We start from the raw sequence: 21,356 nt of genomic DNA on the forward strand, positions 1-21,356 counted from the left end.
AGCATAAAGCAGAGCCTAAAATGGAACTTATCCATTTTGGGCTTTTTTTTATTTATTTCTGAAAAAAATAACGGTTTTCTTTCTTAATCATAGATAAATATGACAAATTTTCATCAAAGTATTGACGTAATAAATGGGCAGGAATACAATCATTGTTATTAAGCAAAGCAAATACATAGGAATAATTGAAAATTGAAAGGTATACGCATATGAACTTAGACTGGGAGTTTATTGTAGAAAGCTTGCCGCTATATGGAGAAGCCATGTGGCTGACGTTAAAGATTGCCTTTTTTGCTATTCTTTTTTCACTAGTCGTCGGTTTGCTGTGCAGCATCGTGCTGTATTACAGGGTGAGAGGAATTAGCGGAATTATTGTAGCCTATATCGAGCTTTCCCGTAATACGCCGCTGCTTGTACAGTTATATTTTTTGTACTACGGCTTTACCAAAATAGGCCTGCATATGAGCGAAATGACATGTGCGGTTGTGGGTATGACCTTTTTGGGTGGTGGCTACATGGCTGAGGCCTTCCGTGGTGGAATCGAAGCCGTGAGTAAAACGCAAACGGAATCCGGGCTGAGCCTCGGACTGTCCAAGATACAATTGGCGAGATATGTTATTTTGCCGCAGGCATTTGCTATCAGTATTCCGTCCTTGGGAGCCAATGCAATCTTTCTGCTCAAGGAGACTTCCATTGTGGGTGCCATTGCTTTACTAGATCTGATGAATGTGGCAAAGGACCTGATCGGTATGTACTACAAAACGACAGAATCGTTGATTCTGCTGGTATTGGCATATCTCATTCTGCTTTTACCTTTGTCGATGCTGCTGACGTGGGTGGAAAGGAAGGTGCGATATGCTGAGTTCGGGGATTAATGTGCTTTTTGAGGGTTCGAATTTTGAGCGTCTATTAGGAGGATTGCTCGTTACGCTGGAGATTGCATTACTTTCCATTATTATCGGTACCCTGCTAGGCATTTTGATGGGTCTGCTGCGCACCTTACAATCAAAACCGATTCGATTTGTGCTGAGATTCTATTTGGAGACATTCCGCATTATTCCGATTTTGGTGTGGTTGTATGTCGTGTATTTTGGATTTACGCCTTTGCTGAATGTGAATATCAGCGGGGAATTGACAGCAGTTATCGTATTCAGCCTGTGGGGAGCAGCCGAGATTGGTGATATTGTTCGTGGTGCGCTGGAATCACTGCCTAAGCATCAGGTGGAGTCCGGGCAGGCACTGGGGCTGACCTATTGGCAATTATACCGTCATGTGCTCATTCCCCAAGCGGTGCGCCGAATGCTTCCGGGTTCTATTAATCTGGCGACACGGATGATCAAAACCACATCATTAGTGGTGCTGATCGGTGTAGTGGAAGTGGTGAAGGTTGGACAGCAGATTATTGAGCTAGGTGTAATCAAAGCGCCTTCGGCATCCTTTTGGGTGTATGGTTTTATTTTTATATTGTATTTTCTTGTATGCTATCCGTTATCCAGACTTTCCAAAAGATTTGAACGCAGATGGCAAAATTAGCAGGATGGGGTGGTGTCATGGGAGAGGCTGAGGAGGTTTTATTGGAAATTCGAGAACTGGACAAAAGCTTCGGCGACCGAAAAGTGCTGCAGCAGATTAGTCTGGACGTAAGGAAAGGGGAAGTGGTGGTCATTCTCGGTCCTTCGGGATGTGGAAAAAGTACGCTTCTTCGATGTCTCAATGGTCTGGAGCCGGTCCAGGGCGGAGATATCCGTTACAGAGGACAGGATCTGACGGATACAAAAGTGAATTGGCGTGAGGTGCGGCAGCATATCGGAATGGTGTTCCAAAACTATGAGCTGTTTCCGCATATGACCGTCTTGGAAAATATATTGCTTGGTCCGCTTAAAGTTCAGCGGCGAAACAGGCAAGAGGCGCTTGCGCAAGCGGAGCAGCTATTGGAGCGAGTCGGTCTGCTGGATCGCAAGGATGCGTATCCGAGACAATTATCAGGCGGGCAAAAGCAACGGATTGCGATTGTGCGCGCCCTGTGTATGAACCCTGAAATTATGCTTTTTGATGAGGTCACCGCATCCTTGGACCCGGAAATGGTCCGAGAGGTGCTGGATGTTATGCGGGAGTTGGCCCAACAGGGGATGACGATGATTATCGTGACGCATGAAATGGGATTTGCCAAGTCGGTAGGAGATCGTATCGTTTTTATGGATCAAGGACAGATATGTGAAATGACTACACCACAGCAATTTTTCACACAACCGGAAACAGAGCGTGCCCAGCACTTTCTGGATATATTTCAGTACGAAACGATATAAACAGGGGGATGAATACAGATGAGAAAAGGAATGAAGTTCACAACGTTATTACTGGCTTTGAGCTTGCTGCTCATCGGCTTGGCAGGATGTGCAGGGGCTGGTAATACCAACGGTAGTAGTTCGGGTTCGGCTAAATTTGCTTCAATTGAGGACATTAAAAAGAATGGCAAGATTCGAATTGGTGTTTTTGCGGATAAGCCGCCGTTTGGCTACGTAGATTCAGAAGGGAAAAATCAGGGCTTTGATGTGTATATTGCGAAACGTTTTGCCAAAGATCTCTTGGGCGACGAGTCCAAGGTGGAATTCGTCCTGGTGGATGCTGCCAGCCGGGTTGCCTATTTGGAATCCAACAAGGTAGATATCATCATGGCTAACTTTACTGTGACCGATGAGCGTAAAGAAAAAGTCGATTTTGCTAACCCTTATATGAAATTATCCTTTGGCATTGTGTCACCCGACAGCGCTCCAATCACCACGATTGACCAATTGAAGGGATCGGATCAAAAGCTGATTGTTGCCAAGGGAACGACGGCAGAGACCTATTTTACAAAAAATTATCCTGACATCAAGCTGCTCAAATTCGATCAATACACCGAAATTTTCTCGGCTCTCAAAGACAAACGCGGTGCCGCCATTGCCAACGATAATACAGAGCTGATCGCTTGGGCCAAGGCCAATCCCGGCTTCACTGTAAGCATTCCAGCCTTCGGTGGTCAAGATACGATTGCTCCCGCAGTAGCGAAGGGAAATAAGGAACTGTTGGACTGGATCAACAACGAGCTGGCTACGTTGGGCAAGGAAAATTTTGTCCATAAAGCCTATAAGGACACACTGACCTCTGTTTACGGAGAAGGCTTTACGGATCAATTGGTTGTAGAGGGCGGAAAGGTGAATTAATCATCGTATAAGTTGCTATTAAGCATAAAGAAGCGTTGGGCTTGCTGTCCCAACGCTTCTTTCATATGGGGAAAAGGGAGCACTGGCAACTACTTAATCGAGGCACATACTTCCCCAAATGCTCTTGCATGCTAGTAGATTTCATTATATAATTTTAAATGATTATGATTCTCATTATCATTTAAGTCTTTAGGCACAAACTCCCAATATGAGCCTAAGTGAATAGGATGGTGCTTTACACATGGCTAAAACGGATGTGGCTACTGCCAGAAGACAGCTCAGCAGTCCGAACAAGGTAACGCGCAGACGGGCTTTGAGAACGATCAAAGCTGCGAAGCGCGCGAAGTAACAAGCTTCAAGTTAACTGCAAATGCAATACCAGTGTCAAAATTTTTAGTCTCCTCGTTTTGATATTGCACCTGCTTTCCTGATGGTGGTACACAGGAAGGCAGGTGCCCTTTTTTTATTTCTTTTGTGCAAATAGCCATTCAATCATGTCCTGATTTTGTAGAGCCGGAACCCAGGAAAAGTGTCCTGTAGGTTTGATAATCCCTGCTTCGTATTCAGTGAAGTGAATGAGGTTTCCGCTCTGTACTTTAATGGCAGCAACCATTTCTTCCGAGTTCTTAGGACTTACTGTCGTATCGTCTGCAGCATGAAAAGCCCAAATCGGAACGTTTTTCAACACTTCAACGTGTGCAGGGTCAACAGGGGCATACATGTTCACAGCTTTTTCATAGTTGGTCAGACCGGCAATCGGCACGCCCGCAGCGAACAGATCAAGATTTTTTTCTAACAATCTCCATGTCCCCATGGCACCTTGAGAAATACCTACGATATAGATGCGGTTGGTGTCGATCGGATATTTCAAGGCCGTTTCACGTACCAAATCGGCAACAGCGCTGTTGCGTGGTTCATCTGCCCAAATAAATTTGTGCTCCAGGTCAATTGGGCTTTGAGGAGCGATGACGAAGGATGGGTGTTTGGCTTGCTGCTCAGGGGAAGCCCAAGTGACAGCACCAGCATTTGCTAACAGGTTGACTCCATTTCCATCACCACGTTCGCCGTTTCCGTGTAGGAATACAACCAATGGGTAGGTTTTGCCAGGCTCTACTTTAGGTTCAAATGTAAAGTAGTTCAGTTTGAAGCCATCTTTATTTTCAAAGGTGTTTTTTTGGAAATCGTCTACAATGGGTGTCACTTTATCGGTTGCTTTTACAGTCTGTGTAGAAGCTGGAATGACTGTTTTCTTTGAAGTTGCAATATCTTTCTTTTGGCTAATGTAATAGTTCAATGGATTGATGCGGTTGACTGCGCTTGTGGAATCGTAAGTGAGAGTGCTTGCATTTTTATCCTGTGTATCCAGCTCGATCACGACATATTTGCCATGAGTACTTCGGTTGGTGATGGCGCCAGTATCGTTGGTATATACGCCGGTCACGGTTCTGTCCGTGTATACATCATTGAGTACAGATTGAACCTGAAAGCTGGATGTGGACAGGGATGCTCCGTCAATATTGGTGCTGTATTTCAGTACAACGGCAGAAACAACCTCACCCAGAGGCTGTACTTGAGTAAGCAGAGTAGCCTGTGGTGCTGGAACATCGGCTGCTGCCGCGGCAGAGCTGGAGGATGGATAAAAGATCGTAAGCAAGAGCACGAAAGATAGTAGAACAAGGGCGAAACGTCTTTTTTGCATAAGATAATCTCCTTTGGTGTTTTTTTAAAGCGCTTACTATATGCTCAGGATGCTTGACTGTATGCTGTGGAACTCATACAAATCAAAAAAAGGCAAACTCCGGGTACACAAGTGTACTCGGGTTTTGCCTTTTCAGTAACAATCCCACTTGAAGAATAGCATCCTCCTTGGAATCTGACAAGTGAAAGCGCTACAATTTTGGATGTTTTTATAATATATATTTACCTTCGCAACGGGAGACTACTAAAATCAAATGAGTGACTTGTGCTGAGCAATATGAAGATTGTGCTCATTGTTCTATAGCAGGAAACAAGAAAATAGAGCTTTTCAACGGAGATACGGTAGTATATAATCTCCTTAACTTAACACTGTTAACTTATATAACGACGTTAACAAGGGAGATGAAATCATGAACCAATATGATGTTATTGTCATTGGTGCCGGGCTGGGTGGTTTGTCTTGTGCAGCCAGACTTTCTGCGTTGGGTTACCGGACAGCTGTGTTTGAAAGTCATACTTTGGCTGGCGGCTTTGCTACTGAATTCACAAGAAAGGGATATACCTTTGATGTCTCCTTGCACGGCGTCGGCGGACTCGAAGAAGGCAGCTTCGGCCGGATGTTAAAGGACTGCCATGTGGACCAGCAAATCGTCCCTCTACGCAAAAAGCATCCTTACTCCATTCGCTGGGAAGGACAGACCATTGATATCCCATCTGATGTGCGGGAGTACACGCAGCTCCTCAAAGGCATGTTTCCTGCTGAGACAGCAGCCATTGACAAGCTTTTCGCAGGTATTCGCCGTTTTGAGGCAGGCTTTTCTGCTTTTTCTTCCCGTACTTCCTGGCGTAAGATGGCGGGCCTGCTCAAAGCAGGCACCTTCTTCCGCTGGACGCAAATGACTACCTGGGAGGCTGTAAGCCAGTTTGGCTTGTCTGACCGATTCACGGAATTTTTCACCGCCCTATGGGCTTATTATGGTTTGCCCCCGAAGAGGCTTGCGGCCTTGTATTTTTTCATTCCTTGGATGGGCTATCATCTGGAGGGGACGTATTACATTCAGGGAGGTGCACAGGCCTTGTCCAATGCGCTGGTCGAAGCTATTCAATCAGCTGGAGGAGAAGTTCACCTGCGCAGTCAGGTGTCTGAAATTATACTTGAACGTGGTAAGGCAGCTGGTGTTCGTCTGAACAAAGGGGATGTATATAAAGCCAACTGGGTTGTGTCTGGTATCAGTCCTCATCATACCTATGGTCGTCTGCTGGAAAATCATAATGCCGCCCGTCGTGAACTGGAGGCTGTCACCAAAATGGAGACTGGCACATCTCTTACTCAGCTATACCTAGGGCTATCATGCGAGCCTCGCGAGCTTGGGATCACCGAAGAAGACTTAATCCTATGTAACGAGCCGGATTCGGAGACGGATTATGAAGTCATGATGAGCGGCCAGTATACGAAAGGCAACTGGATGTTCACAAATTATAACGCCATGGACCCTACACTCAATGAAGCGGGAAAGGGTGTCATCACCGTTACATTTTTGGACAGATTGGAGAACTGGCCTAGCGCACGTCCCGAATATAAAGCCAAAAAAGAAGCAGTAAAACAGCAGATACTGGAACGCCTTGAACAGCTATACCCTGGTTTTAGCAGTAAAGTGGTAGTGGCAGAGTTGGGCACACCACGCACAATGCAGCGGTATACCGCTAATCCCGGCGGGGCTGTTTACGGCTTTGCGCAAACGGTGCGGCAGTCCGGTATACACAGACTGAAGCACAAATCAGCAGTGAACCGTCTGTCATTGGTAGGGGCCTGGACACAGCCTGGGGGCGGGTTTCAAGGAGCTATGAACTCGGGTATAATGGAAGCTGATCGTATCGCCGCCAAATTGAGATAGGCAGAAAGGGCACGTATATCTATTCATGAAACATATCAAACGCCGAGAACGTGAGAGCAGTGAGATTCGCCGCAAAATCATTGAGGCCGCCCGATCACTCTTCTTGAACCAAGGGTATGCCGAGGTCTCTATGCGTAAAATTGCGGATCAGATCGAATATTCACCAACGACTATTTATCATTATTTCTCCAATAAGGAAGCGGTTGTTCGTGAACTGCTGTTAGAAGGGAATGCTTTGTTCCTGAAGGCTCTTCAGCAGCGCGTGGATGAAGCACAGGCAGCCGGACTGAACGCTCTGGACACACTGAAAACAGTGTCCGATGCTTATGTCCGTTTTGGCATGGCTAATCCCGAATACTACAACATCCTGTTTATCAGCAACCTTGAATCTGTAAGCTCGGTTAGCCTTATAGACAGTGGGAGTTTTAAAGGGTTTGAGTTGCTTGAGGGCGGACTCAAAGTCGCTATGGAGGAAGGGGGCATCATTCAAGGGGATGAGCACCTGATGGCTAGATCCGTATGGAGTATGTTACACGGACTAACTTCTCTTCTCCTGAATTTTGAGCTTCCTATGGCCAAAGCAAATAATGAATTGATTTCATTTACTATAGATACCTTTTTTCGAGGATTAAGCCGCTGATGCAGCGGCTCATTTTTTTGTGCTCCCACCCCGTACAGGCAAGTCTGCATACGCCGGCTCCTGTGTTAACGAAGTTTCAAATCTGAAAGCTGCTCCAGCACGGCTTCAATGCGACGTTTATCTTTTTTGAGCATCACGAGTTGTAAAGAAGCATGAAGCAGGTTTGAGATGCTAGCCCAAACGTCTGCTTCTAGACCGGGCAGAAGATCGCGCTGAATCATGATATCCAGCGCCTCGGTTGCAATTTTCTGATGAAGCTCGTTACTGGATAGCCATTCAATTACCTGCTCAGCTGTAGGACGAGAATAGGCGAAAAGTACTGCCCAGCCATCGACCGGATGATTGACCTTATCCCGCATCCAGTCAATGACCTGCGGTGAATGAAAATGCTGTAACTGCCCGCTAACGGTGTATCCTTCTAATTTGCCATCCTTTGCCGTATGCTGCATCAGATCATTATAAACATTTTCTAATCCTTCCTGTTCGGGCAGACAGCGGGCGGATAGATAGGCACGTGTCGAGACAAATGCTCTCTCAGCATGTATGTTATTTGAAGCGGATGAATTCCATGCTTGCGTGATATCCGTGTCCGGCTCCCATAAGGAGCGAACCCAGTCAGCAGCCCCAATACCTGCGGTCTCCCCAATAAAAAATGCCCATGTAGCGAATTGGGCCGGGTTACGCTGAATGCGCTGCTCCCAGGCAAGAAAAATATCCTGTGGATCATAGACTTGAAAAGCCTGCAGTACAGCAGGGTGATCTACGCCATGCATGGTGGTGTAATGGATCAGTGTTTCCAGCGACCGGGCGGCATCCTCCAGCTTCATCGTACAGAACGTGTTCAACCAGCGCTGCCACAACTGCAGCGGCGGGCTGTCTAGTTGAATACCATGCTCGTCTAACACGTTAGACCAATCCCACAGCCATAACCCGTGCAAGGTAAGCATGGTTTCTATATAGGTAGGTAAACTTTCTGCGAGCAGCATGAACCGGTCCAACTCATGCTCATAACAGAACACTGCTGGCTCTGTTGTGGATGTCGCTCTATCAAGCAGGATCGGATCACCGGCACCGTTATAGTTTAAAATTAGATATCGTTGTTCGTCCGCTGCTGAGTCGGTGTTTTCTCCATAGGATGTAAAATAGCTTATATACTCATGGTTCCAGCCAAATTCTCCTGTAATATCGTCAAGCATATTCGGTTTTTGTTTAAGGCCATTACTGCTTTCATATGAACAAGCCAGTTTATCGGCTACAATACAGTGTTGAGGGAGGCACCATAGCAAATGTAAGCTGCCACACCGCTTTATCAATTCAGACAGGGAGGCAGGCAAAGGGACCTGCAGCCGTTCCTCCAACTCAGTCAGTTCCTCTTCGGAAATCCCCTTCGTCCATTGGTATACTACGTCAGGCATCCCACCTTGTCTCAGGCGCTCAGCGATCCCTCCGAGCTTTTCTAAGATATGTGCAAAATGTACTGTCATTTGTATTCGTCCTCCTCTTACTCTACAACCTGGCAATGTTCTTTTTGCAGGAATGATAGAACTTCATCATGAAGTGCTATCGCTTTAGATTCATAAATGATCGCCACTTCGCGTCCATATGCATAATTGAAACGTACGTATCCGCCAAGAGACTGAAGAAAAGCCAAGCAGATATGCTCGTTTTCAATCCATAGATTTGAGTCAAAATGCTGTTTAAAACGCTGAGCCAATACCTGTATAGATGCTGGAGCTACTTGCAAGGCTTGATCGTTCGGATTGGCTGAACCGTAAGCTTCCGCCGTCTCCGGTGGATTAAATTGTAGAAATGTTGCAACTCTATCCAGACTGACAGGCTCGAAATAACGGGGGAATGGCTCTATTCTTCCGAATTCATCCCGTAGTATATGCTCTAGTGTATCTATAAATGGGGCTTGAACATCTAATGGCTTCATAGTAATGACCTCCGAATGTCGCGGTAGCCAAAGCAAGCCTTCGACCTGAGGATGCACCGCTAGAAAATCACCATCTATGGAGCTGCCGATGAACACGCACTCGCCCAGCTGTTGCGCGGTGATCGGACAGTTATCATTATGCGTCCACAGTTTGTAATCCGCATAGGATTGCAAAAGTTGAGGATCAGGTCGTTCAATCACCAGCAGGCCGCAATAGGTACCTGGCCCGTATTGGGTGAGAAATGAAGCATAGGGAATTGGTAAAGTTATGCCATAGGTATGTTCGAAATTTGTCAGTTCATCGGCAGCTACTGGCGTGTGCTGTGTGGAAACCCAATACATGTAGAATACACCTGCTTTCTGGCACTCTATCTATAGGGATGGAGTCCAAATGTAAATGAGAGATATGCTATAATCAGGAAATAAAATAGTTAAATATTAGTCTATCTCAATTATGTAAGAACTACAATTTGTGAGGGTATGAAAGGGGAGCACATCGTATGACATCGGGGGTACAGGCCTACATAGATCCAATTTTTGAGGAGATTGACCAGAGATACGCTTCTGAGCAAAAACGCATCGCGGAATTCAAGACCAAAAGCGTCCTTCACGAAGGGATTCATGAATACTTAAAAGTTACCTGTAAGAGCGACGGGTTATGGGTGGATACCTACGAACCGTTTGATTGGGATCATCGTAGACCAGATATGGATATTCCTGGTTTTACGGAAGGAGTGACGCTCCAGCAGGTGCAGGATGAATGGATGCCTGTGTTCAAAGAACGGATAGCGGCCCTGTATAATTCAGAAGAATTTAGTCCTATGTTTTTTCGTTATCGGCTGGAATTTCATCTAGAGGTGGTCTTGGAGAATAAGGCCAGTCATTTTACATTCTCGCTGTTGAACGAAGATAAGCGGCAGCATCTGTTAGCCACTATCGAACAGTTTGTGGAGCAAAAGCTTGACCCTGCCAGTAAAGCTATCCCGAAGGAAGAGGACGATTTTTTCTTAGTAAGGCACTTGCTTGATCCTCATTTGTACCCTATAGACGCCCAGCGGGTGAATGAGCTGTTGAATCGAATGGATGCAAAAGTGCAGGTTAGCCGTAAGCGAGAAGAAGCATGGAGGCATCAGCTGAGCAGAGGCTTAATGCATTGGGCTGAAGATGAATTTTTGGCCAAATACGCAGATCGGGAAAAAAACTACGGGCTGGAGTATACGGTGAGGCCCGATATTCTTCCTTCAGATATTCCTGCCCCCGCCATGGAGATGTTCCTGCTCACCGCGATGCGTGTGGGTTCGACCGATGCCGATGCACGGCAGAGTTATTTGGAGATTGCTGCACAACTGGGTTCAAATCAGGCAGCCGAGTGGCTTAAGAGTGGATCAGGCAGCATTCCAGCCTCATATACAAGTGAACGAGTCACCTGCCAAGCGAATGATATTTTGCAAACACTGGAGGTTCAGATTCGTTCTGAGGAAGAAGAGAGCTATAGAGAAGCACTCGTATATCTATGTGATATATTACGAAAAGGCTTTACTAAGGAATATGGGATGAAGTTCAAAAGCAAAGTGAAAAACTATCTACCCGTACCCAAGTTAGCCAAATCTGCATTACATCGTTTCTTTGCCAATGCACTTGAATACCCTTCGCTGCATCCGTTGCTGGCGGAATATGCCGAGACTGTGATGGAAGAATTCAAGTGGTACAATGATGTAGAGCCGGGGGAGAAGTCAGCAATGCCGGGAACCTATGCGGTGATGGGATTAGGACTTAAAGGAACGGAATATTTTCCGTTAGTGAGTCGTTATATGAAGCTAGTGGATAGTGAGCACCAGTCGGTGCAGGACGGTTACGCCGCTGTGTTTGCTGAGGCACATGGACTGACACCGGATACGATTCCCGTATGGGCGAGGATTCTTTTGGCAGGTAATGATTCTGCCAAACCTCTGAAATCGGCTGGCATTGAAAGTGCAGAACAGGCGAAGGCGCTAGTAGATGTACTTGAGAAGTTGGAAGACTACGAACAAGAGATGATCGTTTATCGTATATGGGGTGGTGCAAAGAAACTAAAAAACAGCCTGAAGCAGGCTGTCCCTGAGGTAAAAGAGATACTGGAGACGCTTATTCCATAAAAGCATCGTATTCATGATCATATCGCAGTCCCTGCGCAATGCGTTGAACATCCGGCTCGCTTCCACTGCGGCGCAGTACTTCAATAACATCTGTACAGTCGCTATCTCCAGCCGAGATTGCACGTGGTGGTCTGACAGAAGGCCTGAACCAGTGCTTATAGGCTGTCAAAAGTTTGTATACTCATGTTTGGAATGCTCACCCTTAGACGCTTGTTTATGCTGTAGTTTTTGTAATATTTTTAAGATGGCCTGGCGATTTTTCGCATCCTTAATGTACTTTGGAATGGAATGGGAAGCCGTGCGCATCATACCGGATGTGGGTTTTTCCCGCAACTCGGCAGAGATATAGGAGAGCAAATAATTCAGGTGTATCCGGTTAAGAGCCCACACCGGTTTCCCACGATAGTAATCAAGGAAATACAGCTGGAGCTGGAAAATAGGATCTTTTCCATTTTGGATCACGTCTGTATGCCATTCACGTGACTGCATACGATGTACCGGAACTTGATTACGTGTCTCACAGTGCGGACAGTGTATATTCGTATTTTTATGAGTAACCGTTCGGTCATCATGGATTTCAATATTAAAATATCGCTCGCAATGGCTGCATACACCGCGTGCATAGAATTTATACGATTCTGGCTGCTGAAATGTGTAGTAACAATGAGAGCAGCGAACAACGTAATAACAGGCTTCTTTTGATTTGGAAATAAAAGCTTGGCCCTGACAGCGAGGACAGTGAACAGCTACCTGTTCTCCTCTCCAGATCACGGCGGCAAAGTCATATTTATATCCATATTCATCTTTGAAGCGTTTTTGCTCCATGTTCGTTCCTCCTTTTCGGAAAGAGCGTAAAAACGTACTTTTTATATATCATATGTTATAATATTCCTTAACAACAGAATGGCTTAGATGGGCGGTCGGCTAGTCTCCTGTAAAGGAGGTGAGGCCCTGATTCTTTCCTTCCATAAAAAGAAATAGACCGCCCGTGGTAGGAACCGGTCTATTTCGTATACCGTGAACTTGCAGCCACCGCCCTTAAAAGCGGCTGTTGCCAAAGAGTGAGGATGTTGACGCATCTTCACTCTTTTTTAGAATATACATCTTATTCCCATTTTAACACTTGAAAAAGGCCTTTTCAATGTGCCTAAGAGTGAAAAGGTGAATAGAGATGCGCGAAAGGAGAGGGCGAGCATGAGCATTTTTACAGGTTTGCAGCGTTCGCAGTTTCAGGCTTATTATGATGAAGAATTTCTTATAGAGCATCGTTTTTCAAATGGACGGGGCTTTCCGCCTTCCTATATAGATTACGTCAAGACTCTTGGCTACGGGCGGTTATGTGGCGTATGGAACATCCATATTCCTCTCGGGGATCATCCGGATTCATGGCTTCATCGTTACCATGACTGGCGAGCCTGGTTTGATGATGTACTGGAATCGGAGGAGGTCTTACAAGAAGCGGCGTTGGAGCCAGATGGTTTCCCGGAATTATTGGAACATGCCGTTCCCTTCGCTTCCAGTGAAGAGGATGACCTGCTGGTCTGGGATATTCAATCGCCTGATAAACGGGGGGAATTCCCAATTTATGCTTTAAATCTGCGCACATGGGGTAACTTTCGGTATGCAGCCCCGGATTTGTATAGTTTCGTCGAAGCGCTGCTGGATAGAGAACGCGTAAAGTCGATTTTGGGAACACATCGTACACCATTCCCTTATACATTTGAACCCTTTTAAATCGTTAAAGAGCCACCCTGGTTTTCGAACTCTAAGGTGGCTTTTACGTTGCTATTCTTCTAGTTTTTATGCCTGGGCTAAATATTGCTGTACCAGCTCATATCCAGCCACGCCCATTACAGGATATTGATTATATTCTTTTAGTTCCAGGTTGCGTACATATTCATCTCCGTAATACAGATGGCCCGCGCAATTAAAATATTTTAGCTGCTGTTGTTCCTCAGATAGAGGGCGATGATCGATAATGGGCCATACCCCCTTTGTCAGATTTTGGGTGGCGGTGAATATAACCTCGAACTTGCCCCGGTAATCTGTGAATGAGAGATATGTAGCTTCACCCTCGTACGCTTGATTCTGACCTATGGATAGAACACCAAAGGAGAACGCTTTTTTGAATCGACCATACAGCGCGCAGATCACCTGACATACCGCAAATCGGCCGTCATGCAAAGGGATAACAAAAATATCGCCTTCCTGATGTTTGATTCTCTTAAATACCATCGTCAAGCCAACTCTTCCTGAAGAATCTCAGTTTTTAGACCTTTAGCGCTGGTAATTGTAATGCTAATCGCATCAAAACCGTTTCGCTTGGCCTCTTCAAAATCACAACGTTCGCCGCTGATTAGCTCCAGCTGCCCGTTCTCGTCCACATCATCTGCAAATTCGTCATCCCAATCAACATTATAAAAAGCAGTCACGGTCACCTCAAAGGTATCTTCACCATCATCGTCCAGATAAGGCAGCAGGGGGGTGCGATTGTTCTGCTGTTCCTCCGTATATACTTCACACAGCAGTGCATCGTAGCCATGGCGGGTTCCATCAAAAATGACGATCTGCTCACCTGTGACCGCATCTTCTGCAATAATGAGCTGGGGTGCAAACTCCGTTACAGCAATCAGCTCATCCATGAATTCTCCATAGTAAAAAATGTGGAATTTCGTATTTCCGGTCTGTGAACGGAGCTTACCTGTCCATTCCTGTTCACCCCATGCCTCCGGGGTTTCGGGTACAACCCAATCCTCCAAATAAGCGGGGCCTAATTTAGTATGATGTGTTTCTGTCATTTGTAGCGCCTTCCTTTCTTTTCGTTTTATTATGACATGGACAGGGTAACGATTTTGTTGTCCTCATCCACATCTACCTTCACATTTACTCCGAGCTTGTCCTTAAACAGCTTACTGATATTGATATAATCATCCTTCACCGGCCTACTTGAATTACCAGTGGTGCGAGTCATTCCAGCGGTGATGATGGAGCGCACGTAGGTTTTGTCGAGGCTGGCTTCAGGATTGTAAGTATAAATAACCTGTTCCTGTTGGTTGTAATAATGGGTTAACTCCGTATAGTCGTTGGCGTTCTCATACTGTTTTTCCTCACGTACATACTCAGGATGGTCCATGGTATAGTGGATTTCCCCATCCAGAAAAGGATTTTCTTTGGAGGGCTTGAGTTCATACTGTCCATAGGCAAGTTGAAACAGATACTCTATGCCTGAGCCCTCCGCCTGATAGTAGAGCTGACGATGGTCCCCCTTTTTATCTATCGCGGTATAGCTGCTGATTAAAGGCCAGGCATCATATTTTTTACCCTTTACCTCAAGGGCAAGCTTGTAATGTACAAGCACCTTCTCATTTTGGAATAATCCAAAGCTGCTCATAATGAAATAGGCAGGCACACAAATAACTCCGATAATCAATATGAAAATAAATATTCTTACACGCATAAGTAGGGTGATTCTCCTTTGGTTGTCGATTATGTGGACAGCTCACGCTGGGCAGATGCACCGAATTCCTCATGGTGCAATAATTGCTTCAGCGCATGTTGTGCAAAAGGGTGGGCTTTATGTGCGCGGAGCAGTGCAAAAGCGGCCCCCTTGACTAAGATATATGTATCACTGCGGATTAAGTCCAAAGCTATACGTAGGTCTGCTTCTGAACAAGGCATCCATACCAAAGTTTGTAAAGCTGCGTTTCGTACATCATCATCTTCATCAGGCTTGGACAGCAGCTCGCGAATTCCTCGCATGATCATCGGCTGCTGGCTTTGATCTGCATATAGTCCGATGACCTTCAGTGATTCTATACGAAGCAGATCATCCGCGGATGATTGCTGCACAAGCTGTAAAAGTAATGCGATGGTGTCCTCCACAGGCTGGGGGATTGCTGTTAATTCGCGTAATGAGACTAATCGATCTTCATACGATAGTGTAGGGAAAATAGATAAGAACGTCTTTCCGTCATCATCAGTTTGTATGGACATATACCCCCCTCATTTCTTAGCCAGATTACTTTTTGACATTGTGTATTACCTACTCTCGTTGTCTGTAGTTCGATAAAGCTTCTTCCGTTCCGCCACCCTCTAGCAGCACCATAATCGCATAGGAGATTGTATCAATCCAATCGTCAAGCGTACTAATCTGCTCTACGGTCAGCAGGTGATTTCGCTGCAGCATACCATCAGGATGCAACGCCCATGCCCGTGTATATTGGCAAATCCCCCACAGAGCGGATATAAGCTCCCGTTCTACGGACGGTTTCTCCAACTCATCTGCCAGAACTTCAATGATAGTCATGAGCTCATGAAAATTATCCTCGATCAGTTCTCCCTGGAAGGGACGAAGCATCCCTAGAAACCCGCTTCGCATTTTGGGATGCTCCAGATCATCATGAATAAAAGAATGACAGCGCAACAGCTCACGGGCTTCATGTTTATTCATGAAGTTCCGTAATCTCTGCACGGATGCCTCTGCACAGAAAGCTGCCTGACAGCCCTGACAAGGCATCGATGTCAACGACCATGTCTGCTTCTTCATAGCGGAAATCGAGCTGCAAGATGATATTTTCTGTTTCTACAGGGGTTAATACATGCTCTTTGGTTTCCAGAAATGTAAAAGTCACTGCATAGCGTGGAATATCTTTGGCTGGAGCCTCAGGGATCACTGGTGCATTAGCCGAAGGTTCCAGATCCGGTGATTTAGGAACTAGCACGCTAGCGGGGGATAGCTCAATTGTCAGTGTAATCTGGTCTTTCGTCATATTGGCAGCCGTGATTCGGTCATAGTGAAAAGGTGGAAAATAGCCGAGCTTTTCTACAATGCTGTCTGCACCTTGAATAGAAACGGTTGGAGAGAAAGCCAGTTCCAGTCCGATGGACCCTGTCAGTTGGTCTTCATATTCTGGATTGATACGGATAAGGACCTGTTCCGACTCTACCTTCAAAATCGTACCTATAAAATACTGTTTGCCATGGATCAGAACAACATCATGCGGAACGAACGGCAGAGCTCCTCCCGCTTGATAATGAATGAGATATTCGTTTTCTTTTTTTTCAGCCTTTTGAACTTGAATTTGCATAAATTGCAGCCTCCTAGGGTTAATGGGATGACGGATTGTTTAAGTGTGTGGTAAAGGATACGGAGTCCACGATTGAAAAACATACTTCATATCCGGAGTATCCTTTTCGAGCATAAATGGAAGAATATCCATAATGGCACGTGCTTTACTACCAGCATAAAAGTTGCGCGAGCTGTGTAACAGTTTGGTTGCCTTTATCCACTGGCTCAGCTGCATCATAACGTCTTCGACGATTGTTTGGTCGATACGTTCATAAATGTCCTGACGGATCGAAACAAGCATCCCGCAATTGTTGGGAGATTGACCCATAGGGTCATTGGACAAAAGAATGTAGACTTCCGGCGTTGTCCCTTTGTTATAGGACGATTTGATACTGGGAGCCTCGATAACCAGCATCAATGGAGTCAATTCATTATCGGTTACAATGCGGAGCAACTCCTGCTTGTCCCAGCGGATCTTACCGTGTTTGGCTTTCTTGGATTGATAGACAGACACACGGGCATTGCGGATTCCTGATATGTTCAGGAGTGTTTCAAAACAATCGAACAGGTTAGTAAAGCACTCTTCGGCAAACAAAGTGTGCTTCTCCGATAAGGAACCTGTCATTATGAAATTATAATGTAGATTGTTAACCACAAGCATCCATCCTTTATTCATGAATTACCAATTCTCCTACCATAATATATGACATGGTGATTGAATTCACCTTTTGCGTTATTCGTTAAAATCGTTTGGAAACCAGTTCAACTTCGCGTATACTAGGAAAGTCATATATGGAACGGCCTGAGCCGCCTTGCGGCCGTATGTTGAGTTACATGAACAGATTCAACGATAACGGATATGCTCCCTTCCTGAAAAGGGGAGAATGAGAACCGATACAAAAATGGGAATTCTGAACTATGGAACGATAGATGTCATATGGCACATGAACCTATTTTACGTGACACATATTGAATACAGATAAGGGAAGTGAATACAACTTGAAGAATTTTACAGAATTAGGCGTGGAGCAACATTGGGTAGAAGCCTTGAAAGAGCAGGGCATCTCAGCGCCAACACCTGTACAGCAGGAGTCCATTCCACTGTTGATGGAAGGTCAGGATGTGATTGCCGAGGCACATACGGGGACAGGGAAGACGCTTGCGTTTTTATTGCCGATTTTACAAAAGCTGAATTTGGACAAGCGGCACCCGCAGGCGCTTGTGATTGCACCTACGCGTGAATTGGCACTCCAGATTACAGAGGAAGCTAAATGCTTGGCTGCTGCGGAGCCGAGTTTATCTCTACTAGCTGTTTACGGAGGACAGGACGTGGAGCGTCAGCTTCGTAAACTAAAAGGCGGCGCACAACTGATTATTGGTACACCTGGGCGACTGCTGGATCACCTGAGACGTGGCACGCTCGATCTAGGCGGCATTAAAATGCTGGTCCTGGATGAGGCTGACCAAATGTTGCACATGGGCTTCTTGAACGACGTGGAGACGATTCTGCAGGAGGTTCCTTACCGGAGACAAACAATGCTGTTTTCCGCTACGATGCCAGCAGGTATTCGCAAGCTGGCTCGTGTCTATATGAACGAACCCGTTGATGTCAAAGTGAAATCGGCTTCTTCCGTTCCAGTGAGCCAAATCCGTCAGGTCGTTGTACAAACAACAGACCGTGGTAAGCAACAGGCATTGGTAGATATGCTGAATACGGATCGTCCGTATTTGGCTGTTATTTTCTGCCGTACTAAGCGTCGGGCTTCCAAACTGAATGAGGAGCTCCAGGAGATGGGGTTCGAGAGCGGTGAGCTGCACGGGGACTTGTCCCAGAACAAGCGGGAGCAAGTGATGAAGGCGTTCCGTGAGGCGAAACTTCAATTGCTCGTAGCGACAGATGTAGCCGCACGCGGCTTGGATGTAGAAGGCGTCACGCATGTCTTCAACTATGACATGCCGCAGGATGCCGAAAGCTACATCCATCGCATCGGGCGTACCGGCCGTGCCGGAGGCAAAGGCGTTGCGGTGACGCTCGCCACGCCGAGGGATGTTCCGGAGCTTCGGAACATCCAAAGAGTTGCTGGTGTCACATTCACCAGCAGTGAGGGCGGCGGGCAGCGTAGACCTGCTCCCGATACGGCTGAGCGGCAGGGTAGAAACGACCGCTCAGGCAGAAACGACCGCCGTTCCTTTGGCGGCAACGATGCTGGCGGTGGACGCCGTAGCGGCCGCGAACAGTCCGGTCGTCGTGACGGCGCAAGCGGCGAGCGTCGCTCCAACCGTAGCAGTAGTGAACGCGGCGGATATGATCGCGGCAGCAGTGGTTCTGAACGCGGAGGTCAAGGCCGCTCGGCAGGACAAAGCAGCGGACGCGGCGGATATGACCGCAGCAGCGGCGGTTCCGCACGTGGAGGCCAAGGTGGACGCGGTGGACAAGCCAAAGGCGGTCCGCGTGGGGGTCAAGGTCAAGGAGGCCGACGCGGTCGGTCCAGGTAGATAAAATGGGGGCATTCTCATAGAATGCTCCACTATGGTTATCATAATAGCCCCGGGGAGGCTCATCTTCCGGGGCTATTGTAATCTTCAACTATGCCGCTGCAAAAACAGCATCATAAGATAAAGAGCAACGAAAGATGCCTTGAGATAACCGAATAGCGGGTAGGGTATTTTTTAAAAGATAATTTGGAGGGGTTATACATCATGCAGGAACAGGATATGGGCAAGCGTGCCATGGTCTCAGCATGGATCAGCCTGATTAGCAACATCCTCTTAACCGGCATCAAAATCATCGCAGGACTCATGTTCAACAGTAAGGTGCTGGTGGCCGATGGTGTGCATAACGCCGGGGACGTGATTGCTTCTGCAACCGCACTGGGAGCGATGAGAATATCCAGCCAGCCTCCGGATGAGGATCATCCTTATGGTCACGGCAAGGCAGAAGTCATTGGTGCTAGTGTGGTGGCGGTCATATTGTTCGGGGCAGGTATATTTATCGGCTATCATTCCATTGCTGCGCTGTTCGAACCGATGCCACAGGAGCATATACTAGCCTTAGTGGCAGCCATTATTTCCTTGCTCTGGAAACAGTGGCTGTATCTCTACACAATTCGTATTGGCAGAGCGGCCAATAGTCAGGGCCTCATTGCGACGGCAAAAGATCACCTCGCTGATGTATATGCCTCTGGAGCGGCTGTATTGGGCATCGGATTAGGACTGATCGGGGAACACTGGGATATTCCGATTTTATCTTACGGCGACCCCATTGCGGGGTTTGTAGTGGCGTTGCTGGTTCTGAAATTGGCGTGGGAAATGGGCCGCGAATCCATAGATGTGCTCATGGAGAAGGCTATTGCAACCGAGGAAATCGAAAGCTACGCAGCAGCCGCACTGAGTGTAGTCGAGGTTCAGCGTATTGACCGTATCCGTGCCCGTGAGCACGGTCATTATATTATTGTAGATATCCGAGCTTCAGTGGATGCCTCTTTGACGATTCAGCAGGGACACGATATTATCCGGCTGATCAAGAGGGCCGTCATGAAGCGGGAGCCACGGGTTTATGAGGTGCTTGTCCATTTGAATCCGTGGTATGAAGACGACCTCCATGCTGTAAAATCAACAGAAAAAGAGCCTGAAGATAAGGTGTAACCGATACGAATAACGCCCCTAGAACAAACGCCTCGAATTGACAGATAACTTGCCGGAAGGGTATGCTTTTAAAAGCCGAACGATGATGAATAAAAGCGAGGTTACCCGAAAATATGCGAAAATTTTTAAAATGGCTAGGTATTTCTGTGACTGCTACAGTCCTTTTAGTGGGCGGATATTATGCTTATTCTATATATCATTTTACGAATCAAATTTCGGTTGCTTCCGGCCAGGACTCGAAATTTAAACCGCAAACCCAAACATCAACCAATGTACAACCTGTAGAGGTATCACTCCCACCGGAATGGGATGGAACAGAGAGAGTGAATATTCTGCTGCTTGGCGGCGATTCTCGTGGAGAAGATTCAGGGCGCTCTGACTCGGTTATGGTTGCTTCTGTTGATCCGGTTACGAAAAAGGCTACCCTGATGTCGATTCTTCGTGATACGTACGTCAAGATCCCGGGTCATGGGCAAAGTCGATTGAATGCAGCCTTTTCCTACGGTGGGCCTGATTTGACCAGACAGACTGTGAGCGACCTCCTGGGGATACCAATTCAATATTATGTATATACTGATTTTAATGGTTTCATTGCGTTGGTTGATTCTGTAGGTGGTATTGACCTGGATGTCGAAAAAGATATGCATTATACGTCCAAGGCAGACAAACACCAGTTTGATATTGACTTGAAAAAGGGAATGCAGCACATGGACGGCAAAACAGCCTTGCAATATGTGCGTTTCCGTCATGATGCGACTTCGGATTTTACACGTACGGAGCGACAGCGCAAATTCATTACCGAACTGGGCAGTAAAATACAATCGACCTCGTCGCTCATTAAACTGCCAAGTATTTTAAATAGCATATCTCCTTATATTGAAACGAATCTGAGTACAACGGAAATGCTGCAGTTGGCTTCATTGGGTTTTAATATCGATGCTAAAACAGTAGCGAAGCAGCAAATCCCGCCAAACGAACTGGTGCGCGGGGAAACCATCAAAGGTGCGCAGGTGTTGGGTGTGGACGAGCGGAAGCTCAAGCGATTCATACAGAATCTTTTTGAACAAGAAAACAAACCGGTGACTACGACGGTGGAGGCTGCCACCACGACAAATGATACTCCATAACCCTTCAAA

At 46.5% G+C, this 21,356-nt stretch carries 24 protein-coding genes; 12 read left to right on the forward strand and 12 right to left on the reverse strand.

The features are described from left to right. Positions 1–209: 209 nt before the first annotated feature. The 5 genes from KSP24_RS05220 (at position 210) to KSP24_RS05240 (ending at position 3,552) form a co-directional block, all read left to right on the forward strand. A complete protein-coding gene (locus KSP24_RS05220) occupies positions 210–875 on the forward strand; it encodes an amino acid ABC transporter permease (protein ID WP_058711260.1) in 666 nt (221 codons plus the stop codon). Next, positions 856–1,533 carry an amino acid ABC transporter permease gene (locus KSP24_RS05225; RefSeq protein ID WP_025677530.1) on the forward strand — a complete coding sequence of 226 codons (678 nt, stop codon included), beginning with the start codon at positions 856–858 and terminating at the stop codon, positions 1,531–1,533. Before KSP24_RS05220 ends, KSP24_RS05225 begins: the two co-directional genes overlap by 20 nt. Before the next feature lie 17 nt (positions 1,534–1,550). Beyond that, the gene (locus KSP24_RS05230; RefSeq protein WP_025677531.1) at positions 1,551–2,306 is read left to right on the forward strand and encodes an amino acid ABC transporter ATP-binding protein; all 756 of its coding nucleotides are present in this window, start codon (positions 1,551–1,553) and stop codon (positions 2,304–2,306) included. A gap of 18 nt (positions 2,307–2,324) precedes the next feature. Continuing rightward, the gene (locus tag KSP24_RS05235) at positions 2,325–3,203 is read left to right on the forward strand and encodes a cysteine ABC transporter substrate-binding protein (RefSeq protein ID WP_058711261.1); all 879 of its coding nucleotides are present in this window, start codon (positions 2,325–2,327) and stop codon (positions 3,201–3,203) included. 241 nt (positions 3,204–3,444) lie between these two features. Continuing rightward, the gene (locus KSP24_RS05240) at positions 3,445–3,552 is read left to right on the forward strand and encodes a putative metal homeostasis protein (protein ID WP_016822819.1); all 108 of its coding nucleotides are present in this window, start codon (positions 3,445–3,447) and stop codon (positions 3,550–3,552) included. Between the two features lie 114 nt (positions 3,553–3,666). Here the strand turns inward: KSP24_RS05240 and KSP24_RS05245 are convergent, their stop codons facing one another. After that, positions 3,667–4,902 carry a PHB depolymerase family esterase gene (locus KSP24_RS05245; RefSeq protein ID WP_192442887.1) on the reverse strand — a complete coding sequence of 412 codons (1,236 nt, stop codon included), beginning with the start codon at positions 4,900–4,902 and terminating at the stop codon, positions 3,667–3,669. Between the two features lie 409 nt (positions 4,903–5,311). Between KSP24_RS05245 and KSP24_RS05250 the strand changes: the two genes are divergently transcribed. Together KSP24_RS05250 and KSP24_RS05255 are read left to right on the forward strand one after the other, a co-directional pair. Beyond that, positions 5,312–6,796 carry a phytoene desaturase family protein gene (locus KSP24_RS05250; RefSeq protein ID WP_216974628.1) on the forward strand — a complete coding sequence of 495 codons (1,485 nt, stop codon included), beginning with the start codon at positions 5,312–5,314 and terminating at the stop codon, positions 6,794–6,796. A gap of 25 nt (positions 6,797–6,821) precedes the next feature. Next, positions 6,822–7,436 carry a TetR/AcrR family transcriptional regulator gene (locus KSP24_RS05255; RefSeq protein WP_013373502.1) on the forward strand — a complete coding sequence of 205 codons (615 nt, stop codon included), beginning with the start codon at positions 6,822–6,824 and terminating at the stop codon, positions 7,434–7,436. A 65-nt stretch (positions 7,437–7,501) separates the two neighbouring features. Here the strand turns inward: KSP24_RS05255 and KSP24_RS05260 are convergent, their stop codons facing one another. After that, positions 7,502–8,920, reverse strand: a complete 1,419-nt coding sequence (locus KSP24_RS05260) for an SMI1/KNR4 family protein (protein ID WP_216974629.1) — start codon at positions 8,918–8,920, stop codon at positions 7,502–7,504. A 17-nt stretch (positions 8,921–8,937) separates the two neighbouring features. After that, a complete protein-coding gene (locus tag KSP24_RS05265; protein ID WP_216974630.1) occupies positions 8,938–9,714 on the reverse strand; it encodes an SMI1/KNR4 family protein in 777 nt (258 codons plus the stop codon). 158 nt (positions 9,715–9,872) lie between these two features. Here KSP24_RS05265 and KSP24_RS05270 point away from each other — a divergent pair, with 158 nt between their 5' ends. Next, the gene (locus tag KSP24_RS05270) at positions 9,873–11,507 is read left to right on the forward strand and encodes a DUF6138 family protein (protein ID WP_216974631.1); all 1,635 of its coding nucleotides are present in this window, start codon (positions 9,873–9,875) and stop codon (positions 11,505–11,507) included. Here KSP24_RS05270 and KSP24_RS05275 read toward each other — a convergent pair. Continuing rightward, positions 11,497–11,676 (reverse strand): hypothetical protein, encoded by a 180-nt coding sequence (locus tag KSP24_RS05275; protein WP_254207605.1) that lies wholly within the window; start codon positions 11,674–11,676, stop codon positions 11,497–11,499. The two genes, KSP24_RS05270 and KSP24_RS05275, sit on opposite strands and share 11 nt — an antisense overlap. Beyond that, entirely contained in the window at positions 11,673–12,332 is a 660-nt protein-coding gene (locus tag KSP24_RS05280; protein ID WP_216974632.1) for a hypothetical protein, read from the reverse strand. The genes KSP24_RS05275 and KSP24_RS05280 overlap by 4 nt, the downstream gene beginning before the upstream one ends. A gap of 369 nt (positions 12,333–12,701) precedes the next feature. On the opposite strand from KSP24_RS05280, the gene KSP24_RS05285 reads away from it, so the two are divergent. Beyond that, positions 12,702–13,241, forward strand: coding sequence for an SMI1/KNR4 family protein (locus tag KSP24_RS05285; RefSeq protein ID WP_216974633.1), 540 nt, complete (start codon positions 12,702–12,704; stop codon positions 13,239–13,241). Between the two features lie 66 nt (positions 13,242–13,307). Here the strand turns inward: KSP24_RS05285 and KSP24_RS05290 are convergent, their stop codons facing one another. The 7 genes from KSP24_RS05290 to KSP24_RS05320 are packed head-to-tail and all read right to left on the reverse strand — an operon-like array spanning position 13,308 to position 17,251. Beyond that, positions 13,308–13,742 carry an immunity 26/phosphotriesterase HocA family protein gene (locus KSP24_RS05290; protein ID WP_216974728.1) on the reverse strand — a complete coding sequence of 145 codons (435 nt, stop codon included), beginning with the start codon at positions 13,740–13,742 and terminating at the stop codon, positions 13,308–13,310. 2 nt (positions 13,743–13,744) lie between these two features. Next, positions 13,745–14,305 (reverse strand): hypothetical protein, encoded by a 561-nt coding sequence (locus KSP24_RS05295; protein WP_216974634.1) that lies wholly within the window; start codon positions 14,303–14,305, stop codon positions 13,745–13,747. A 29-nt stretch (positions 14,306–14,334) separates the two neighbouring features. Beyond that, entirely contained in the window at positions 14,335–14,964 is a 630-nt protein-coding gene (locus KSP24_RS05300; RefSeq protein WP_216974635.1) for a hypothetical protein, read from the reverse strand. A 29-nt stretch (positions 14,965–14,993) separates the two neighbouring features. Continuing rightward, on the reverse strand, positions 14,994–15,500 hold the full coding sequence (locus KSP24_RS05305) for a HEAT repeat domain-containing protein (protein ID WP_216974636.1): 507 nt from the start codon (positions 15,498–15,500) through the stop codon (positions 14,994–14,996). A 49-nt stretch (positions 15,501–15,549) separates the two neighbouring features. After that, on the reverse strand, positions 15,550–15,957 hold the full coding sequence (locus KSP24_RS05310) for a hypothetical protein (protein WP_216974637.1): 408 nt from the start codon (positions 15,955–15,957) through the stop codon (positions 15,550–15,552). Then, complete coding sequence (locus tag KSP24_RS05315; protein WP_216974638.1) at positions 15,950–16,594, reverse strand: immunity 50 family protein; 645 nt, start codon at positions 16,592–16,594, stop codon at positions 15,950–15,952. The genes KSP24_RS05310 and KSP24_RS05315 overlap by 8 nt, the downstream gene beginning before the upstream one ends. Positions 16,595–16,633: 39 nt before the next feature. Next, positions 16,634–17,251 carry a hypothetical protein gene (locus tag KSP24_RS05320; RefSeq protein ID WP_090737918.1) on the reverse strand — a complete coding sequence of 206 codons (618 nt, stop codon included), beginning with the start codon at positions 17,249–17,251 and terminating at the stop codon, positions 16,634–16,636. A 323-nt stretch (positions 17,252–17,574) separates the two neighbouring features. Here KSP24_RS05320 and KSP24_RS05325 point away from each other — a divergent pair, with 323 nt between their 5' ends. The 3 genes from KSP24_RS05325 to KSP24_RS05335 all read left to right on the forward strand — a co-directional run bounded on the left by KSP24_RS05325 (position 17,575) and on the right by KSP24_RS05335 (position 21,347). After that, complete coding sequence (locus KSP24_RS05325) at positions 17,575–19,071, forward strand: DEAD/DEAH box helicase (RefSeq protein ID WP_216974639.1); 1,497 nt, start codon at positions 17,575–17,577, stop codon at positions 19,069–19,071. 204 nt (positions 19,072–19,275) lie between these two features. Then, the gene (locus tag KSP24_RS05330) at positions 19,276–20,220 is read left to right on the forward strand and encodes a cation diffusion facilitator family transporter (protein WP_216974640.1); all 945 of its coding nucleotides are present in this window, start codon (positions 19,276–19,278) and stop codon (positions 20,218–20,220) included. A 113-nt stretch (positions 20,221–20,333) separates the two neighbouring features. Continuing rightward, positions 20,334–21,347 carry an LCP family protein gene (locus tag KSP24_RS05335; RefSeq protein WP_013373487.1) on the forward strand — a complete coding sequence of 338 codons (1,014 nt, stop codon included), beginning with the start codon at positions 20,334–20,336 and terminating at the stop codon, positions 21,345–21,347. Positions 21,348–21,356: the final 9 nt, after the last annotated feature.

The sequence above is a fragment of the Paenibacillus sp. AK121 genome, assembly GCF_019042715.1.
GTDB classification, from domain to species: domain Bacteria; phylum Bacillota; class Bacilli; order Paenibacillales; family Paenibacillaceae; genus Paenibacillus; species Paenibacillus polymyxa_C.

What these genes read in the sequence shown, in the direction of transcription:
- KSP24_RS05220 (WP_058711260.1), top strand. Translation starts at nt 210, where the DNA reads ATGAACTTAGACTGGGAGTTTATTGTAGAAAGCTTGCCGCTATATGGA.
- KSP24_RS05225 (WP_025677530.1), top strand. Translation starts at nt 856, where the DNA reads ATGCTGAGTTCGGGGATTAATGTGCTTTTTGAGGGTTCGAATTTTGAG.
- KSP24_RS05230 (WP_025677531.1), top strand. Translation starts at nt 1,551, where the DNA reads ATGGGAGAGGCTGAGGAGGTTTTATTGGAAATTCGAGAACTGGACAAA.
- KSP24_RS05235 (WP_058711261.1), top strand. Translation starts at nt 2,325, where the DNA reads ATGAGAAAAGGAATGAAGTTCACAACGTTATTACTGGCTTTGAGCTTG.
- KSP24_RS05240 (WP_016822819.1), top strand. Translation starts at nt 3,445, where the DNA reads ATGGCTAAAACGGATGTGGCTACTGCCAGAAGACAGCTCAGCAGTCCG.
- KSP24_RS05245 (WP_192442887.1), bottom strand. Translation starts at nt 4,902, where the DNA reads ATGCAAAAAAGACGTTTCGCCCTTGTTCTACTATCTTTCGTGCTCTTG.
- KSP24_RS05250 (WP_216974628.1), top strand. Translation starts at nt 5,312, where the DNA reads ATGAACCAATATGATGTTATTGTCATTGGTGCCGGGCTGGGTGGTTTG.
- KSP24_RS05255 (WP_013373502.1), top strand. Translation starts at nt 6,822, where the DNA reads ATGAAACATATCAAACGCCGAGAACGTGAGAGCAGTGAGATTCGCCGC.
- KSP24_RS05260 (WP_216974629.1), bottom strand. Translation starts at nt 8,920, where the DNA reads ATGACAGTACATTTTGCACATATCTTAGAAAAGCTCGGAGGGATCGCT.
- KSP24_RS05265 (WP_216974630.1), bottom strand. Translation starts at nt 9,714, where the DNA reads ATGTATTGGGTTTCCACACAGCACACGCCAGTAGCTGCCGATGAACTG.
- KSP24_RS05270 (WP_216974631.1), top strand. Translation starts at nt 9,873, where the DNA reads ATGACATCGGGGGTACAGGCCTACATAGATCCAATTTTTGAGGAGATT.
- KSP24_RS05280 (WP_216974632.1), bottom strand. Translation starts at nt 12,332, where the DNA reads ATGGAGCAAAAACGCTTCAAAGATGAATATGGATATAAATATGACTTT.
- KSP24_RS05285 (WP_216974633.1), top strand. Translation starts at nt 12,702, where the DNA reads ATGAGCATTTTTACAGGTTTGCAGCGTTCGCAGTTTCAGGCTTATTAT.
- KSP24_RS05290 (WP_216974728.1), bottom strand. Translation starts at nt 13,742, where the DNA reads ATGGTATTTAAGAGAATCAAACATCAGGAAGGCGATATTTTTGTTATC.
- KSP24_RS05295 (WP_216974634.1), bottom strand. Translation starts at nt 14,305, where the DNA reads ATGACAGAAACACATCATACTAAATTAGGCCCCGCTTATTTGGAGGAT.
- KSP24_RS05300 (WP_216974635.1), bottom strand. Translation starts at nt 14,964, where the DNA reads ATGCGTGTAAGAATATTTATTTTCATATTGATTATCGGAGTTATTTGT.
- KSP24_RS05305 (WP_216974636.1), bottom strand. Translation starts at nt 15,500, where the DNA reads ATGTCCATACAAACTGATGATGACGGAAAGACGTTCTTATCTATTTTC.
- KSP24_RS05310 (WP_216974637.1), bottom strand. Translation starts at nt 15,957, where the DNA reads ATGAATAAACATGAAGCCCGTGAGCTGTTGCGCTGTCATTCTTTTATT.
- KSP24_RS05315 (WP_216974638.1), bottom strand. Translation starts at nt 16,594, where the DNA reads ATGCAAATTCAAGTTCAAAAGGCTGAAAAAAAAGAAAACGAATATCTC.
- KSP24_RS05320 (WP_090737918.1), bottom strand. Translation starts at nt 17,251, where the DNA reads ATGAATAAAGGATGGATGCTTGTGGTTAACAATCTACATTATAATTTC.
- KSP24_RS05330 (WP_216974640.1), top strand. Translation starts at nt 19,276, where the DNA reads ATGCAGGAACAGGATATGGGCAAGCGTGCCATGGTCTCAGCATGGATC.
- KSP24_RS05335 (WP_013373487.1), top strand. Translation starts at nt 20,334, where the DNA reads ATGCGAAAATTTTTAAAATGGCTAGGTATTTCTGTGACTGCTACAGTC.